General features: G+C 39.8%; 12 protein-coding genes. 8 read left to right on the top strand and 4 right to left on the bottom strand.

Annotation, left to right across the window (positions count from 1 at the left end; genetic code table 11):
* Positions 1 to 19: 19 nt before the first annotated feature.
* Positions 20 to 1,651 (bottom strand): M1 family metallopeptidase, encoded by a 1,632-nt coding sequence (locus tag KZC02_RS03080; protein ID WP_221392764.1) that lies wholly within the window; start codon positions 1,649 to 1,651, stop codon positions 20 to 22.
* 273 nt (positions 1,652 to 1,924) lie between these two features.
* Between KZC02_RS03080 and KZC02_RS03075 the strand changes: the two genes are divergently transcribed.
* The 5 genes from KZC02_RS03075 to KZC02_RS03055 all read left to right on the top strand — a co-directional run bounded on the left by KZC02_RS03075 (position 1,925) and on the right by KZC02_RS03055 (position 8,623).
* On the top strand, positions 1,925 to 3,520 hold the full coding sequence (locus tag KZC02_RS03075; protein ID WP_221392763.1) for an alpha-amylase: 1,596 nt from the start codon (positions 1,925 to 1,927) through the stop codon (positions 3,518 to 3,520).
* A 14-nt stretch (positions 3,521 to 3,534) separates the two neighbouring features.
* The gene (locus KZC02_RS03070; RefSeq protein WP_229253974.1) at positions 3,535 to 4,335 is read left to right on the top strand and encodes a transglutaminase family protein; all 801 of its coding nucleotides are present in this window, start codon (positions 3,535 to 3,537) and stop codon (positions 4,333 to 4,335) included.
* 267 nt (positions 4,336 to 4,602) lie between these two features.
* On the top strand, positions 4,603 to 6,819 hold the full coding sequence (locus KZC02_RS03065; RefSeq protein ID WP_221392761.1) for an ATP-binding protein: 2,217 nt from the start codon (positions 4,603 to 4,605) through the stop codon (positions 6,817 to 6,819).
* A 210-nt stretch (positions 6,820 to 7,029) separates the two neighbouring features.
* Positions 7,030 to 7,350 carry a hypothetical protein gene (locus KZC02_RS03060; protein ID WP_221392760.1) on the top strand — a complete coding sequence of 107 codons (321 nt, stop codon included), beginning with the start codon at positions 7,030 to 7,032 and terminating at the stop codon, positions 7,348 to 7,350.
* Between the two features lie 154 nt (positions 7,351 to 7,504).
* Entirely contained in the window at positions 7,505 to 8,623 is a 1,119-nt protein-coding gene (locus tag KZC02_RS03055) for a metallophosphoesterase (protein ID WP_221392759.1), read from the top strand.
* A 35-nt stretch (positions 8,624 to 8,658) separates the two neighbouring features.
* Here the strand turns inward: KZC02_RS03055 and KZC02_RS03050 are convergent, their stop codons facing one another.
* Positions 8,659 to 9,816, bottom strand: coding sequence for a hypothetical protein (locus tag KZC02_RS03050; RefSeq protein WP_221392758.1), 1,158 nt, complete (start codon positions 9,814 to 9,816; stop codon positions 8,659 to 8,661).
* A 253-nt stretch (positions 9,817 to 10,069) separates the two neighbouring features.
* Here KZC02_RS03050 and KZC02_RS03045 point away from each other — a divergent pair, with 253 nt between their 5' ends.
* The gene (locus tag KZC02_RS03045; protein ID WP_221392757.1) at positions 10,070 to 10,324 is read left to right on the top strand and encodes a hypothetical protein; all 255 of its coding nucleotides are present in this window, start codon (positions 10,070 to 10,072) and stop codon (positions 10,322 to 10,324) included.
* 138 nt (positions 10,325 to 10,462) lie between these two features.
* Here KZC02_RS03045 and KZC02_RS03040 read toward each other — a convergent pair whose 3' ends face one another.
* Positions 10,463 to 10,774, bottom strand: coding sequence for a hypothetical protein (locus tag KZC02_RS03040; protein ID WP_221392756.1), 312 nt, complete (start codon positions 10,772 to 10,774; stop codon positions 10,463 to 10,465).
* Between the two features lie 65 nt (positions 10,775 to 10,839).
* Entirely contained in the window at positions 10,840 to 11,637 is a 798-nt protein-coding gene (locus KZC02_RS03035; protein WP_221392755.1) for an MOSC domain-containing protein, read from the bottom strand.
* A gap of 157 nt (positions 11,638 to 11,794) precedes the next feature.
* On the opposite strand from KZC02_RS03035, the gene KZC02_RS03030 reads away from it, so the two are divergent.
* Together KZC02_RS03030 and KZC02_RS03025 are read left to right on the top strand one after the other, a co-directional pair.
* Positions 11,795 to 13,522, top strand: coding sequence for an FAD/NAD(P)-binding protein (locus tag KZC02_RS03030; RefSeq protein ID WP_221392754.1), 1,728 nt, complete (start codon positions 11,795 to 11,797; stop codon positions 13,520 to 13,522).
* A gap of 174 nt (positions 13,523 to 13,696) precedes the next feature.
* Complete coding sequence (locus KZC02_RS03025) at positions 13,697 to 17,449, top strand: malectin domain-containing carbohydrate-binding protein (protein ID WP_221392753.1); 3,753 nt, start codon at positions 13,697 to 13,699, stop codon at positions 17,447 to 17,449.
* The last annotated feature ends 153 nt before the right edge of the window (positions 17,450 to 17,602 follow it).

Below are 17,602 nucleotides of genomic sequence, written 5' to 3'. Positions count from 1 at the left end.
TGTTTTGAATAACTAAAAGTCAGCGTGTCTGTTTTATTTTCAATCCAGGTTTTGTACCTCTTTTTTCAGATCCTTCATAAATGTCAATTGCAACCGGCAACCTGAAAATTTTACCAGTATTCTGCATTTGCTGAACGATAAGGGTTGCTTTCTTTACATTATCATCGTATTGATATTCAATCTTAAGATCGGGATGGCCGCTTCCGAAATACCATTGGTTCCAGAACCAGTTCAAATCCTGCCCCGTAACTTCCTCAAATGCCAGGCGCATCTGGTCTGCTTCACCAGTTTTAAATTTATAGGTCGTTAAATACAGGTTTAACGATTGAAAAAATGCTTCTTCACCCACATAATTTCGAAGCATTTGCAGTACCCTGCCACCTTTTTGATAGGATACAACATCAAACATATCTTCTTTATCCGGGTATCTGAACCTGACAAGATCCTTATTTGCACCTGCTGAATCCGATAAATAATTTCTCAGTCCGTATTGATTTTCATCGTCACCGGCATCTTTACCGTATTTGTATTCCATCCATAACGTCTGGCTGAAATCGGCCATGGATTCATTGACTGTTAAATTACTCCAGCTTTCTGCCGTCACCAGGTCTCCAAACCAATGATGGAATAACTCGTGTGCAATCGTGGTTTCCCATCCATTGTTATCTGTCAGGTCACGTGCATTCTGATAAGCGTATAATCCGTGCAGCGTTGCAGTGGTATTTTCCATGGCACCGCTTACATAATCGTACACCACCATCTGCGCATATTTGTTCCATGGATATTCGATTCCAAGTTTTTGTGAAAAGAACTGCATCATTTCCGGCGTATAACCAAATATTTTGCGGGCAACAGAAGCATACTTTTTTTCTACGTAATAACTTACTTCTTTGCCTTTATACTGGTCTTTGACAATAACGAAATCCCCAACGCCCATAAAGAAAAGATAAGGCGCATGTGGAAGATCCATTTTCCAGTAATCAGTTCTGGTTCCATCAGGGTTCTTCTTCTGGCTGATCAGCGCCCCGTTACTTAGCGTCACATATTTTTGCGGCACAGTCATGTATATTTCCTCAGTCGACTTTTGGTTGGGTTTGTCAATCGTCGGCATCCAGGCACTATTGCTTTCAGTTTCTCCCTGCGTCCATATCTGTATGGGTTTGTCCTTATCCTCGCCCTTCGGATTGATGAAATACAAACCCTTTGCATCATTAATTGCTGCACTTCCTTTAACTTTCAATTCGTTGGGTTTACTCGTATAGGCGATATAAATCGTATATTTTTCATTTTTCTTGTAAATCCTGTCGAGCGTAATTTTTAGCTGAAGGCTATCGTACTGATATTTTAGATTAGTTTTTTTTGCAGCACTAAACAAGGCAACCTCCTTAATATCCATTCCTTTCGCATCCAGCAGGAGGGAATCAGTAGGATAAAAATGAGGTTTCAGCGTGAGCCATTCTTTGCCATACATATAGGATTTCTCATAATCAAATTTCACTTCCAGTTTTGTATGGACCAGATCATTGATCCTGCGATAGGAGTTACGGTAAATCCTGGTCCAGCTTGAGTCTGCTGGTTCAGCTACCGTTTGTGCTTGCACATGCAGAACAGCAAACATCAAAGATGTCAGAAGGAGTAAATTTTTAGTCATTGAAACGGAAGTGAAATTTTGTTAAAATGAGATCAATCCAAGTTACAATTTTTTTCTCACACTTTAAAAACTTTGCATCAGAGATACAAGATCATAGCGATGATATTTATTTAACGGTAATTATGATTCCGTTTCATCTAAAATGGCTGGATTATATGTTTTATTCAAGAACGTATGGTAATAAGAGTACAAGCCAATTCTTGGGGCATGATGTTTTATTGCTAATGGGAATACATTTTTATTCAAATCAGATTTTAAATATATTCCCTATACATGGATAATTATACAATGCTTCAATTTTTTGAATGGTATTACCCGGCTGACGGAAGTTTGTGGAACCATTTTAAAAATGAAGCTGAAAGGCTCAAATCTATCGGGATCGATACGGTTTGGCTTCCGCCTGCACACAAAGGAATGGCAGGGGGCAAGTCTTCCGGTTATGATTCTTATGATCTTTACGACTTAGGAGAATTTGACCAAAAAGGGTCAGTCAGAACAAAATATGGCACCAAAACAGAATTGATCGATGCTATTGCAGCCGGGAAACTGGCTGGTTTGCAGGTTTATGTTGACATCGTCTTAAACCACATGGGTGGAGCAGATGAAAAAGAATTAGTAACGGTCAAAAAAGTAGAACCTGAAAACAGGAACGAATTTATCAGTGAACCTTTTGACATAGAGGCTTATACCAAATTTACATTTCCGGGAAGGGCAGGGAAGTACTCCGATTTTGTCTGGGACTTTCAATGTTTCTCAGGAGTGGATTATAATGCCAGTAATCAGGAAACTGCCATTTATAGTATCCAGAACCAATATGGTGAAGGCTGGCAGGATGTGCTGGACCTGGAAAACGGGAATTATGATTACCTGATGCTGTCCGATATAGAATTCAGGAACCCGCACGTACGAGAAGAACTTTTGCGCTGGGGAGAATGGTTTTATGAAACCGTTGGATTTGATGGTTTCAGGTTGGATGCGATCAAACACATGGATCCGGAATTTTATATAGAGTGGCTGGATCACCTCCGGAATAAATATAAAAAAGAGTTTTATACTGTAGGAGAATACTGGGCACCTTATGATCTGCAATCTATGCTCGATTATATTGAAGCAACCGGCAGCCGTGTTTCGTTGTTTGATGCACCTTTACAAGCTAATTTTTTCCGGGCGTCCAAAGAAAATAGTGATTATAACCTGAGTACAATCCTGGATAATACGCTTGTTCAGAGCTGTCCGCAGCTTGCCGTGACACTCGTTGAAAACCACGACACACAGCCGCTGCAATCCCTGGAACAGACTGTGGAATTCTGGTTCAGGCCCTTGGCTTATGCAATTATACTGTTCCGCCAGGACGGCTATCCATGTATGTTTTACACTGATCTGTATGGAGCCAAATATGAAGATGAAGGCAATGATGGCGAGAATCATGAAATAACACTCAACAAACTGGATCAGATTGAGGTGATGTTAAGTGCGAGAAAACACCAGGCCTATGGAAGACAGAATGACTATTTTGATCAAATGAACTGTATTGGCTGGACAAGGGAAGGCGACGACGCACACGAAAAATCGGGTTGTGCGGTGATCATTTCAAATGGTGAGGACGGATCGAAAGTTATGAATGCGGGGGTACGAAATGCCAATAAAATATACGTTGACTATTTGGGCCACGTTCAAGATGAAGTTATGATTGGTGAGGATGGTTCGGCAGAATTTAAGGTAAAAGGAAGATCCGTTTCTGTATGGGCAGAAAAAAATCATAAGATCGTAATAATAAAATATATAATTTATCTTTCATGTCACTTGCTGTGTTCCCTTTCCGGCATGGGTTTTTTAGAGGGATACATTATCAAACAAACAGATTACTAAGGAATTATATGAAAATGACAGGAAAAAGCGTAATCACCTACAGCGTGTACGCAGCAACCAACGTAACTACAATGCTACGCCCACGCCGTCAGGATGGCCAATCGGTGATAAAGGAAGGATTTGAGATCAATCCATCCGTTGAATTTTCTGAATATACCGACCTTTATGGAAACCCTTGCCAGCGCTTTGTTTTACCTGTTGGGCAGGTAACGATTTCTACGGAAGTGCAGGCTCAGGTGAATGTTACCAAGCCTATACCTAATCCGGTTCCTGCGTACATTCCAATTGGAGACCTGCCCGATGAAGTGATGCATTACATACTTCCAAGCAGGTATTGTCAGTCGGATTTACCCGAAATTAGCAAACTGGCCATGGAAATTGCCGGTAATTTTGTACCAGGCTACGACCAGGTTGAAGAGATCAGGAAATGGATACATAATAATGTGAAGTATCAGTACGGTATTACTGATTCGACAACTACTGCGCTTGACCTCGCTCAGAATCGAATTGGTGTTTGCCGTGACTTTACACATTTGGCTATTGCACTTTGCCGCAGCCTGAGCATTCCCACACGTATGACTGTCGGTTATCTGGACAAACTTCAGGAAATGGACTTGCATGCGTGGTTTGAAGTATTTATTGGTAATCAATGGTATACTTTCGACGCAGTTCAGGAATTTACCGAAGGATACCGGATCGAAATTGCGCATGGACGTGACGCAGCTGATGTAGCTATGGTTACACAGTATGGAAATGCAACCCTGGATTCGCTTCACGTAGAAGTTCATCTCCTGGACCCGGAGCCGGTTAAATAAAAAATAATAAATTTTGGATTAAGTTTAGTATTGCAATCGCAGGTTATAAGTCCCTGAGATTGCAATACTGGCGTATATGGCCAGATGTGAATTGCCAGATTTCTAATTTATATCAGAACTTCTATTTCTGCCCTTTTTTTGTAAAACAAAAGGATGCAAATTTGTTCTATCTTGCATGAAACATTGCGGCTGACCATAGTACAAAATAGTTGGATTTATCATTTATATACTCTTCAGACGCTGAACCACTTGTGAAGAAATAATCAAATGAAAAATACAGTTGTTAATCTGAATAATTGTGATTCAGAGCCTATCCATATTTCCGGCCATATACAATCTCATGGTTTTCTGGTTGGTATTGATGAAGACCAGATCATTTGCTATTACAGTGAAAATATAAAATCATTTTTGCCGGAATTAACAGATAAACTGTTTGGGCAGAACGTAAACCGGCTTTTGACTTTCTTCGGTATAAACAACCCGGCTGAATTTATCAGCAATCTTATAAGCTCATCAATTGAGTCCGGCTTTGAGCAACACCGGCCGTATCCGGTTAATCTTGGCAGCCAGCCTTATTATCTGCTTCTTTCACCGGCTGATCCTTATTATTTACTTGAATTTGAGCCAGCTATTGAAGATTTACATTCGAATATACAAAAGGTAATAGGCCGTTCTATGTCAGAAATGATTGCTGACAGAAATCTTTCAAATCTGCTTCATAATACGGTTGTACAGGTTAAAAAAGTCATTCAGTATGATCGGGTCATGATTTACAGATTTGCGGAAGACGGCCACGGAGAGGTAATTGCAGAAGCAAAAAACGAAGATTTAAAACCTTTTCTCTGGCAGCATTATCCTGCATCCGATATTCCTAAGCAGGCACGTGAACTTTATAAGCAAAATTTTACGAGACTCATCGGGAACGTTCATAGTATTCCGTCTCCTGTTCTTGCATCGCCTATATTGGAACATAAACCGCTGAACCTTACATATTCGCAGCTAAGGGCGGTGTCGGAAATACACATCCAGTATCTGAAAAATATGACTGTGGAATCAAGTTTCAGTATCTCACTGATGTACAGGAATGAACTTTGGGGACTGATCGCCTGTCATAATTATACACCGCGTTATATCGACTATAAGGCCAGGGAATCCGCATGGTTGTTAGGATTAATTCTTTCATCAGGTCTTGAGTTCAAAAAAGATGAAGAAAATATACTGGTCTCCGAGAAGTTTAAATTAAGCGGAGATTCATTATCCAAGTATCTGCATAGCAGCGATAACCTGAAAATGGCACTTACCGGCCATCAGACAACACTACTAGATGTTGCAGATGTAACCGGAGCTGTGCTGCTGTTTGATAATAATTTTTGTAAACTAGGTAAAACTCCGAATGATAGCCAGATGAAAGAATTAGTTCTTTGGCTTAAAACACAAACAATAACGTCACTCTATTACACCTCAGAATTATCCGTAGTTTACCCGCCCGCAACGGTTTTCAGTGATATTGCAAGCGGAATAATGGTATTGAAAATTTCAAATAACGAGGAAGAATATATTATACTTTTCAAGCCAGAGGTAAGGCAGACAATCAGATGGGCGGGAAATCCAAACGACAAGATGGAGACTGTTATTGATAAAGGAATGAAAAATATTTCACCGCGTTTATCTTTCGAGGTCTGGCTTCAATCATTTAAGGAGAAATCCGGTAAATGGACTGATCAGGAGATCAGCTCTGTTACACGGCTGAGGGAAGATGTGGTTTTTGCTATAAACCAGAAAGCTGTCGAAATCAGTAAAATGAATGAAAAACTAAAACTGGCCTATGATGAGCTGGATACATTCAGTTATACGATTTCGCACGACCTGAAAAATCCGATAGCTGCGATCAAAGGTTATTCAGAATTGTTAAAAATGGATGTCCAGTCTGAGGATTCCATATTTGCAGTCAGCCGCATTATTGCAGGAGCTGATAGAATGAACCGGATGATCAATGAAATATTACAGTACTCACAAATTGGTAATCTGAATCTGTATCGGACAAATATAAAGACCAGATCTGTGATTGAGGAGGTTATTGAAGAATTGAAAGTAATATATCCTGAAAGAAAAATTGAATTTCAAATTTCAAGAACACCCGATTTATATGGGGACCGCTTAATGATTGGGCAAGTTTTTTCCAATTTATTAGCTAATGCAGTCAAATATTCACTGAATTCAAATCCTGCTGTTATTTATATTGACGGGTCACTGGTCGACGGAGAAATTATTTATGAAATAACCGATAATGGAATGGGTATAGCCACAAAACATTTGTCGGATATTTTTGGATTATTCCAGCGACTCGACAATGTGAAAGACATTGCAGGCTCAGGAGTCGGACTGGCCATTGTGAAAAGGATCATGGACAAACATCATGGTAGAATTTGGGTAGAAAGTGAGCCTGGCAAAGGTTCCTCATTTTATATAGCTTTCAAACAGTAGCTCTACCAAGCTGAAAATTTGCACAATACAAATATTTTATTAAAATTTTCGAATTTTGCTTTGAGAAATTAAAATTATACTACAAAATATGTAGATATAATTTAAAATTATTGGTATTATTACTAAAAATAACTATCGTATTATTTGGATAAAAATATACCGTAGTTAAATCTCGTCCGCTTCTGTAAAGCTCATTACAAAACTATACCTATGAACTCAGATAATAAAGCTCAGATTTATCGGGATAAATTTCCGTCCCTTATCAGCGAAAGAATGGCTGCACAGGTAGATATCCGTTATAAAGTAAGGAGGGATTACAGCAGGTATAATCTGGTTATTTTTGCATTTGACTGGGCTGAAACAAAGGAAGGCAACCGGTTCTGGAGCGATATCAGGAAGTTGTATGGACGTAACGAAAATGCCTCGGAAGATCACATTGCTGAGGTATTCAGAAAACATAACATTGACCTTCCGGTTATGCTTCGGATGGCGAATAATGACTTTATACAACTTAATTTCATCGGTAAGTGAAACCCTGTAAAGTCCTGTTCAGCCAAACCTGTACCTATACAACATATGGCTGCAATTGATTATTTATTTGTCATTTTAGGTTACATTATTTTTATTTCAGAACTTTTTTAGTTGAATTTCCGCTATTATTACATAAACCGCGGATCAGTCAAGTATGTCAACTCACGTTCAGAAATATAATGTACCGGTAATAAAAAAGTTTCAACCGGACGATTCCTATAATTTTCAACCTACTCCCAAACCAACAGGCACTTACCCTTTTCATCTGGATTTGCAGGCAATACAGCCGATAACCGACGATCAGAAAATGGTATTTCATATGCTGGGTGATACCGGCAGTATCTATCATTCGGATTTTCTCCGCCATGTAGCTGGCGAAATGTCCAAACAATATGAATTGGCTGAAACTTCCGGCGACAGGCCTCAGTTTTTGTATCATCTGGGTGATGTCGTATATAATCACGGCGAAGCAAAAGAGTATAAAAGACAGTTTTTTGAGCCTTTTGAAAATTACCCTTCCTCCATTTTTGCCATTGCGGGCAACCACGACAGTGATGTAAATCATGCAAGCAAAGTACCTTACAAGAGCCTGGATGCATTTGTAAATGTATTTTGTGACACTGCTCCCCGCACTGTTGCATTCAGTGGGAATGCCAAACGGAAAAGTATGATCCAGCCCAATTTGTTCTGGTCACTACAATCTCCGCTTGCAGTGATCATTGGCCTTCATAGTAATGTGCCCAAATTTGGCATCATCACTTCGGAACAACGGACCTGGCTTGTAGAAGAACTGAAAAGCGCCAACTCGCAAAGGCCAGGGAAAGCCATTATTCTTTGCCTGCATCATGCACCTTATTCTGCAGATATTAATCATGGTTCAAGTCTGGCAATGATTGCTTTACTGGAAAGTGTTTTTGAAGAAACCGGAATTCGTCCCGATATTGTTTTTAGCGGGCATGTGCATAATTACCAGCGGTTTACAAAGCAGTATGAGGATGGTAAACAGGTTCCTTTTATTGTTGCCGGGGCAGGAGGTTACGATGGGTTACACGCGATTGCGCTTACAAACGATAAAAACTTTGAGACCGGACACCCATTATTCGAAGGTGTAAAACTGGATAATTACTGCGAGGACCAACACGGATTTTTGAAGATCAGCATTGAAAAAACAATCAGCGGTTTAACACTGAAAGGAGAATATTACACCACTTCATTTGGCCCGGAATCGGCACAGACATCTTCGGTATGGGACCGTTTTGTTGTTCACATCTGAAAAATGATTTGATAAAATAGTACTGATTTATTTTATCAAATCAAATCTTTTAAGCTATGATGGATTTTCCTGTTTATACTCAAAAATAAATCAGTTCTTTTGCACGAGCCTTTTTTTACGAGCGATGTGTCAAATCCAATAGCGACACGGAAATTTACCTGGGTTCCGCCAATTTTACTGATCATGTTTGAAGGGTTGACCGACAGTTTGGCCTTGTAGAAAAAAGTTACTTTCTCACCATATTTTTCCCGGTTTCTAAAATTTCTGTTCAGCTCGATTCCGACTGCCGGGCTGTAACCGGTTAGCTTGCGTTTGTCTTCACGATCTGCTTTTCTTGGAGTAATCTCATTGACGGACAGTCCGGCATAAGGCACAGTGAGCCATTTATTTCCCGGGATTTTAATGCCATAAGTTAATTCAATTGCAGCAAGGCTGGTTTTGGTATTGGGCTGCCAGGTTCCATTCCTTTCCAGCAACGCGTTAGATTTATTAAGTGCCAGGGTCAGATCTATGGCAAATCTTGATTTCCTGACATCGACTTCAAAACCATAATTAAGGCCTGTTGCATTCTTAAAATAGTTTTTGGTTTTACCAGCAAAAATGTTGTTGGCAATTCCTATAAAACATCCCAATTGCCACTTAGCCAATTGATTTTCTAATAAAACGTTTGGTGTTTTGTTGATGAGGTCATAAATTTTAACTTCCCAGATCTTATAGGTTTCATTTACATTTTTTGATTGGATGTCCTGATTCATTTCTTTTTTTAGAAGCGCTGTTTCCTGACTCGTTTGAAACAGTACGTGGTCTAATTTCTTATTCAATTCCTGGTCGGATCCTTTTAATTCACCCAATTGCAGTACTTTATATCGCAGGAGTTTGCTGCCAAACCCTTCAATATCAAACATAAGCTGTGCATATTTTAAATAATTCGAAGTTGAATCGGAAATACTCGAAGTTTCCCGATTAAAAATTACATCAGCGATAATAACCGGTGTTACTTTACCAAATGCACTATGCTCAAAAGTATAGCTGTAATGCAGTACGATATCAACGTAATTGATGCCTTTTGAAAAATCACTTTGTTTCAATTTGATCCCTTCATGCCAGATTAGTGTATCTGACTGACATACTGCAACTTTTGTACCTGAGAAAAACATAATAAGTACGAGGCATAATTTAACGTTGAGAGGCATAAAATGTAATAATGATAGCAGATGAATTTCAGGTATAATGAGAGATAATCATATTCGTATCAATCTACGATAACATTGTATATTTAAAAAATAAGCCAGCCGTTTTACACATTGTATTGGTTGAATTGAAGGGGACATTTACTTCCAATGCTGAAAATTGGTTTCTGCTTCGAAAGCTGAATGTTAACCGGCGGATTATTACTGGGCACAATAATTTATCAGGTCATTTTTGTTATAAACTGAAACACCATATATGAAAAATGAATCCCTGAAAGAAAGGTATCAGCTTCTGATCGACTGGAATACATACCGGCTTGAACAGAACACAGAATCGCTGGAAAAGTTGCTGGTACTTTTGCCCAAACTGGATAAAGAACTGGAAGGGGACGAAAGTTACAAGTCGGATATACCTGACCTGCATTCACTTAAAGTGATTTACGAAACCGGTATCAGGAATTTTGAAAGTACAATAGACAAGTATAATAGTTTACTTAAAGACTTGTCCTGAGTTGTTCCGGGTAAAAATTCCGGCATAAGACGTATTATTTTTTACCGTAAGGTTTTCATAAAAGAAAATCGGCAGGAACAGGTTAGTTTACCCATTTCTGCCGATTTCTATCTTGCGGTTTTTAGTTTGCTGTTGTGTTTAATCAATTCTTCCCAGTTCAGTTTTGAGTTTGTACCAGGTATCAATGTCTCCTTTTTCGGCATCTGTGTAATTTTGGGCCAGATAATTCAGAAAAGCAAACTTGTCTTCATCCGAATCAAGCAATAGGGTTTCTGCGTTTCCGTCAGCTTTAACATGGTATTGGTTTCCCGTATTTGTTACTTCTTTTGAAGTATAAAATATGCCGGAACCTTCAAAATTGTTAACAGAGTTATACAGATCATATATGTTTTCGTGGCTGCTCAGCTCTACATGAGATAGCCAGTTTTGATATTCTTTATCTTTCGACATGGTAGTGATTATTCTATTGAAATTAAACTTATGCTCAAATCAGCACTAAAACTGTACCAATCAATTTATTCCAACAATGTTATTTCGTCGCCTTCCCGCACTATCCCATGTTTTATGGCAATCAGATTTTGCCCAAAAAGGATTTTGTTTTTATGTTTTCTATAACCTGCCAGTGTTTTTAAGGGTTCACGGCCTTTTGATCCGGTTTGAGGATCTATAGTGACAAGCACACAACGTTCGCATGGCTTGGTAACTTCGAAATTAATGTTTCCAATTCGGATCTGTTTCCATGAATCTTCTGCAAACGGGCCGGTTCCGGAAACGACAAAATTCGGGCGAAACCGCTTCATTTCAACCGGTTCATCCAGTTTGCTGTTCAAATCCGACAACGATGCTTCCGAAATTAGCAGATAAGGAAAATCATCGGCAAAGCTTACGGATCTTTCCTGTTCTGTATCCTCCGGATTCATTTTCCGTCCGGTGGTTTCAGTCATTTCCACAATCCTGACCTTTTTATTAAGCTGCTGGCTTAGCCATGCATCTGCCTGGTCGCATACTGTTCGGGCCATAACTACATCATTCCAAACCTTTACCAGTAAAATTTCACCTGTTACAGGTTCAAAAGGAATATGTACGGAATTTGCTGCTTCAAAACGATGTGATAAATGCAGGCCGTCCTTTTGTAAAGAAACATCCAGTAAAGCCATGTTTGCGTTAACTCTCTGGGTCAGAAATGTTCCATTTTCGTCCACAACCATCCAACGGCGGTCGTATTGTAAACCTTTTTCTTCAGCCAGTGACTCGGTAAGACGTATTCCGCCCAGCGATTTTACAGGATAAATCCATATTTCGGAAAGCAGCATTCATGTTGGTTTAAGAGGATGTGAAATTGCTGTTTTGTAGCTTTTATTCGGCAAAAGGCATAAAAATCATTCCAAAATTAGTACTGGTACAATTGTTTTTAGCACCAGGGAAAAACGAGTACATTTCACAGGTATCGCCGGATTTATTTACATCTGAATGACAACGAAAAAATTGAAGAAGCGTATTGCCATCCTGGGAGGTGGCCCGAGTGGATTATTTGTTTTTAAGAGACTGGTAGAATCCAACCAGACCGATTTTGAAGTTGACATTTTCGAGTCCAAAAAACAATTGGGGGCGGGTATGCCATACAGTTCGGATGGTGCTAATATTGAACACGTTACGAACGTATCTGATAATGAAATTCCTGAAATTGTAATCTCTATTGCAGATTGGGTACAAGCCTTGCCGGACGAAATACTGTCCAGATTTAACATTGAAAAAGAGAAGTTTAATGAATATAAAGTTTTACCACGTTTGTTTTTTGGCATGTATCTGTCATCACAGTTTGATTTGTTACTAAAAAAAGCTGAAAAAGCGGGTATTAAAACGAAGGTTCATTATGGCTGTAAAGTAACTGATATTGAGGATTTGCGTGATGGTAAAAAAGTGCGGATTGAAATAGAAGAAACCGGGACTGCGGAGTTCGATTGTGTAATTGTTTGTACAGGCCACAAATGGCCGGTCAAAAATGAAGGTAAAATTCCTGGCTATTTTGATTCACCCTATCCACCGGCAAAGCTTAATTTACAACTGAATCATCCTGTTGCGATTAAGGGTTCTTCCCTCACTGCCATTGATGCGATACGTACACTTGCCAGAAATAACGGTACATTTCATCAGGAAAAAGATGGTAAAGTTTCATTCGAACCATCAGCCGATTCTCCTAATTTTAAGTTGGTCATGCACTCCAGAAGTGGCATGCTGCCTGCAATCCGTTTTCACCTGGAAGAACCACTGCTATCAACAGACTCTTTGCTTAGCCGTGAAGAACTGGATGAACACATATCCAGGAATGGAGGGTTTTTGTCACTTGATTTTATTTTTGAAAAAGACTTCAAAGACTTATTTATCGGAAAGGATCCTGATTTTCATGCTTTTATTAAAGATCTCAGCATGGAGGAATTTGTGGAAGCTATGATGGGCAAGCGCGAAAAAATGGAGCCGTTTGAACTTTTCAGAGCTGAATACAAGGAAGCGGAGAAATCCATTAAAAGGAGGGAATCTGTTTATTGGAAGGAAATGCTCGCTGTACTTAGTTTTGCCATGAATTATCCTGCTAAATATTTGTCGGCAGAGGACATGCTCCGGCTCCAGAAGGTACTAATGCCATTGATTTCCATAGTAATTGCGTTTGCGCCTCAAAGTTCATGTGACGAATTGCTTGCATTGAACGATGCCGGGAAACTGGACATTGTTTCGGTTGGAGACGATAGTCGGGTAGAACCTGAAAAAACAGGCGGGGTTACTTATCATTACACCGACGAAACAGAACAGGATTTATCAGTACGTTTTGAAACTTTTGTCGACTGTGTTGGCCAGCCGCACCTGGATTTTGAGGCATTTCCGTTCAAAGGCCTTGTAAAGAATAAAACGATTAGTCCGGCGCTGATCAAATTTAAGTCTGTGGACAAAGGAAGTGCCGCCATGGCAAAAGGTAATAAAGATGTAACACAGGAAGTAAATGGTGACTATTACTTAAAAGTACCCGGCATTACGATCAACGACAATTTTCAGATCGTCGACAGGGCAGGAGTTGCTAATAATCGTGTTTACATCATGGCAGTTCCCTACATTGGCGGTTTCAATCCCGATTATTCCGGATTAGATTTTTGCGAGCAGGCCTCCACCAGTATTGTCGAAAGCATTCTGGAAATCTCAAAATAACAGATTCTGTGCTGCCTTACGTATATTATGTTGAGTTCTGAATTGTATGTGTTTGATAAAAAGGGTTTTACCTCAAAAAAGGGAACCTTAACAACATATTATTTTTCATGTATTTTATTTAGAGTAAATTGCGCTTAATGAAGTGTTTACTCATTGGATTACTTAACTCAACGTATGAAATTAAATTTACCTGCTCTTAAAACAAGTCTTCTTGGCTTGGTTTTTCTATTTTATTTACCCGCCTCTTTTGCTCAGAATTGGGAACAAACTTTTAAAGCTGTTGCAAGCGACCGAAATTCTTTAACCGCAGGGGGTGGAATTGTAACTACCGAATATTCAAGGAATGTAACTCTTTCAGGTGATTACACTGCGGCATCAGGAATTCCAAAGGAAGGACCAACAGTTTATGTATCAAAAAAAATAAACGGCAAATGGGTTCAGATTCAAAAGATACTTGCTCCTGAACCTGGTGATTTCGGAATGACTCTGGCCATGGATGGCGACTATCTACTAGTTGGTAATGGATTGGCCACTTTTATCTATAAAAAGAATTTGGGAGGCGAGGATAACTGGGGATATTTAAAAAAACTTGTGAGCATATTTCCGGCTGGGGCCTCAATAGCCATTAAGGGTAATTATGCAATTGTTGGTGCTCCCGGTGATAGCACCGATATCGCCGGAACAAATTATATGAAGGGTGCCGGATCTGCATTTATATTTAGTAAAGATGCAGGCGGCACGGATAACTGGGGCCAGATCAAAAAGATCGTAGCACCAAATCGTGTTGTGAATGACTACTTTGGCTCAAAAGTTTCTCTTAGTACGCACCACGCTATGATTGGTTCATATAATATTGCAAGCATTCATCAGCAAACCAAAGGTGGAACCGATAACTGGGGCCTGATCCAGGAAATTGTTCTTCCTCCAACTGATTACGAATATTTAACGAGTCATCCGGTTTCTATTACGGAGGATTATGCAATAATTGGTATGCCCCACAATAAGTTGCCGGAAGTGAGTAATTATGCTGTTTTATCAGGTTATGTTACTATCTTAAAAAATAACCATAATAGTAATGAAAGCTGGGCTGAAATACAGAAAATCGGTCCGCCAAGCCCTCAGCCCTACGGTTTTTTTGGAATCGCAGTTGCCATAGATGGTGATTACATTGTTGTAGGCGAAGATCAGTATGAAGAAGTTTATTTTGGTGTTGCTCATATATTTCAAAAAGACACTTCTAATCCGGATGTCTGGAATTTGAATAAAACATTAAATCCGATTGCTACTGCTTATAGCCGGACATTTGGTAATACGGTTGATATTGATGGCGATCGGGCTATAGTAGGAGATAATGGTTCAGCTTACCTTTTTCAAAAAAATACAGGTGGGGCAAATACATGGGGACAGGAGAAACGTTTGGTTATTATGAGGCCCAACCCAGGTGATCAGTATGGCTCGGCAGTTGCTATTAGTGGTAACTATGCCATAGTAGGAGCACTGAACGATGATATGGATATAGATAATGATAATTATGTAGCTTCTGCGGGTTCCGCTTATATTCTTGTCAAAAATGGAAATAACTGGCAAACCGTTAAGAAACTGGTTGGGTTACCTAGAGAGGAGGACACTAATTTTGGACTTTCTGTGGCAATTTATGATACACTTGCTGTGGTAGGAGCACCTTATGAGGGCCAGAATTCGAGTACAGGTGCTCTTTATGTATATTCTAAAAATCAGGGAGGGGCTAATAATTGGGGACTTGTGACGAAACTGTCCCTGCCGGTAACTGGTGATTACCAGTTTGGGTATTCCGTTTTTATTAATAACAGTTATATAGCTGTCGGGGTTTTGGGCGACCATAGTATTAATTCTTCCGGTACTACTATTTCTAACTCCGGGGCAGTTTATCTTTATCAGAAAAATCATGCAGTTCCTGGCAGCTGGAGCATGATCAAAAAAGTGATTGCATCTTCACCTGCATATGGAGATCATTTTGGAGCCAGTGTTTCTATGAGCGGTGATTATCTTTTGGTTGGGGCACCGGATAATGATTATGATGTTACTAAGAAAATCTTTCTGGTTAATTCAGGCAGTGCCTATCTGTATGGAAAAAATATTGGAGGAGAAAATAACTGGGGCCAGATAGAAAAGATTACCAGCGATGCACGAAAAGAAAACGGAAAATTTGGATCGGTTGTATCCATGAGCGGTGACTATGCACTGATCACATCCAAAGGCGTATCTGGTTCAGCCACAATTTATAAAAAAGATGCAGGTGGTATTGGTAACTGGGGTATATTGAAAAAGCTGGTTGCAGAAGGTGGAAATGCGCCGATATCGTTTGGTTACGATGCATCACTTACTGACGCCTATGCAGTAGTCGGAGCTCCTGGCGGTTCCGGTTCAGCATATATTTTCAAAAAAAATCTGGGTGGAACAAATAACTGGGGATTACAGCATTTAATCACTGCTTCGGTTCCTGCGTCTGGTGACCGCTTTGGTGCTGCAGTATCAGCGGATGGGAATAATATACTGATCGGGGCACCTGATGAAGATGAGGACGGGGAGGAAAAAAACACTTTGTTCAACGCCGGTTCGGTATATTTTTTCCACAACTCAGGAGACGATACGGAGCCGATAGCCAGTGTACGGATCAATTCCGGAGGAGAAGCTTTCACTACCTCAGACGATCGTACTTTTGGTGCCGACCAGTATTTTAGTGGCACTACAAAAACTGCGGCAATTACTCCCGGCGACATCCAGAATACCACAGATGACGAACTGTATCGAGATGCACGCTTCGGATCTTCTTTCAGTTATAAGATACCTGTTACAAATGGCAGGTTAAATGTAGTGCTTCATTTTGCTGAAACATACTGGGGAGCAGGTGGAAGAGGTGGCACGAACGGACTCCACCGCCGACACTTTAATGTCGATGTTGAGGGCATTCGCAAACTAACCAACTATGATATTTTCGCATCAGCCGGTGGTGCCATGCGTGCCGTACAGGAAACATTTGCGGTGACAGTATTTGATGGTATACTGAACATAGATTTTATGGCCGGTAATGCTGACAATCCTATTATCTCCGCTATCGAAATTCTTCCTGTACAACAGGTAACTTTCAGTCCGGTTGCTGATGCATCTGTCCGCAGTACACCATATTCCGGTACCAATTACGGTTATGACTCTAGTCTTGAAGTTAAATCCGGGAGCACTGAGAGTTATATCCGCAATGCTTATCTTAAATTTCCTTTAACGGATTTGGGCCGGATTGGATCTGCTAAATTGCGTTTATACGGGTCAAACGCCCAGAATTCAACTGGTGTCAACTTAGCAGTTTACAGTGTTAATAATGATACATGGAAAGAAAATACGATTGTTTACAGCAACGCTCCGTCACTTTCACGTAAACTGGGATCTGTGATTGTCGATACCAATGCCAAATATTATGAGATCGATGTGACGGATTTTGTTAAACAGCAGGCAGGCGGAGATAAAACTGCAAGTTTTGTTTTATCAAATCCTGACAAACAGAATAGTCTTGTAGTGCTCAACAGCCGAGAAAATACTGAAAATCAGCCGCAGCTTATAGTTGAATATTCGACGGTTGCTGATGTGGCTGTAAGGAGCGGGCAGGAAGATTTTGTAGATGAAGAACGGATAAGCTCGTCGATAGTGTATCCTAATCCGGTCAAAAAGCAATTTACAGTAGAAGTATCAGATCGCCATGTAGGTAAGGTGGACCTATATCTGAACAGTGTTTCAGGCCAGTCATATCAGATAAAACAATCGGGATCAAAGATATCTGAATCGGTAATTGAAGCGGATATTTCTTCTGAACAATTATCAGAAGGTATTTATTTATTAAGAATTCAGTCATCCTCTTTTACAGAAGTTGTTAAAATACTGGTGATGGAAAAATAACAGAGGTACATTTCTTAAAAACTTCAGACAACGTATGGGGTTAAATTATCTGTGTACCGGATAATTTAACCCCATACTTTTTTCTTCCTGAATGAAAAAAAATGGCGGCAGATTTGCAATTAATCTTTCGTACCAATTTGGATACAGATTTTA

This window comes from Dyadobacter sp. NIV53, from assembly GCF_019711195.1.
Classification (GTDB): Bacteria; Bacteroidota; Bacteroidia; order Cytophagales; family Spirosomataceae; genus Dyadobacter.
The sequence above is the reverse complement of the archived record's forward strand: the minus strand, read 5'-3'. Positions and strand labels throughout refer to the sequence as shown.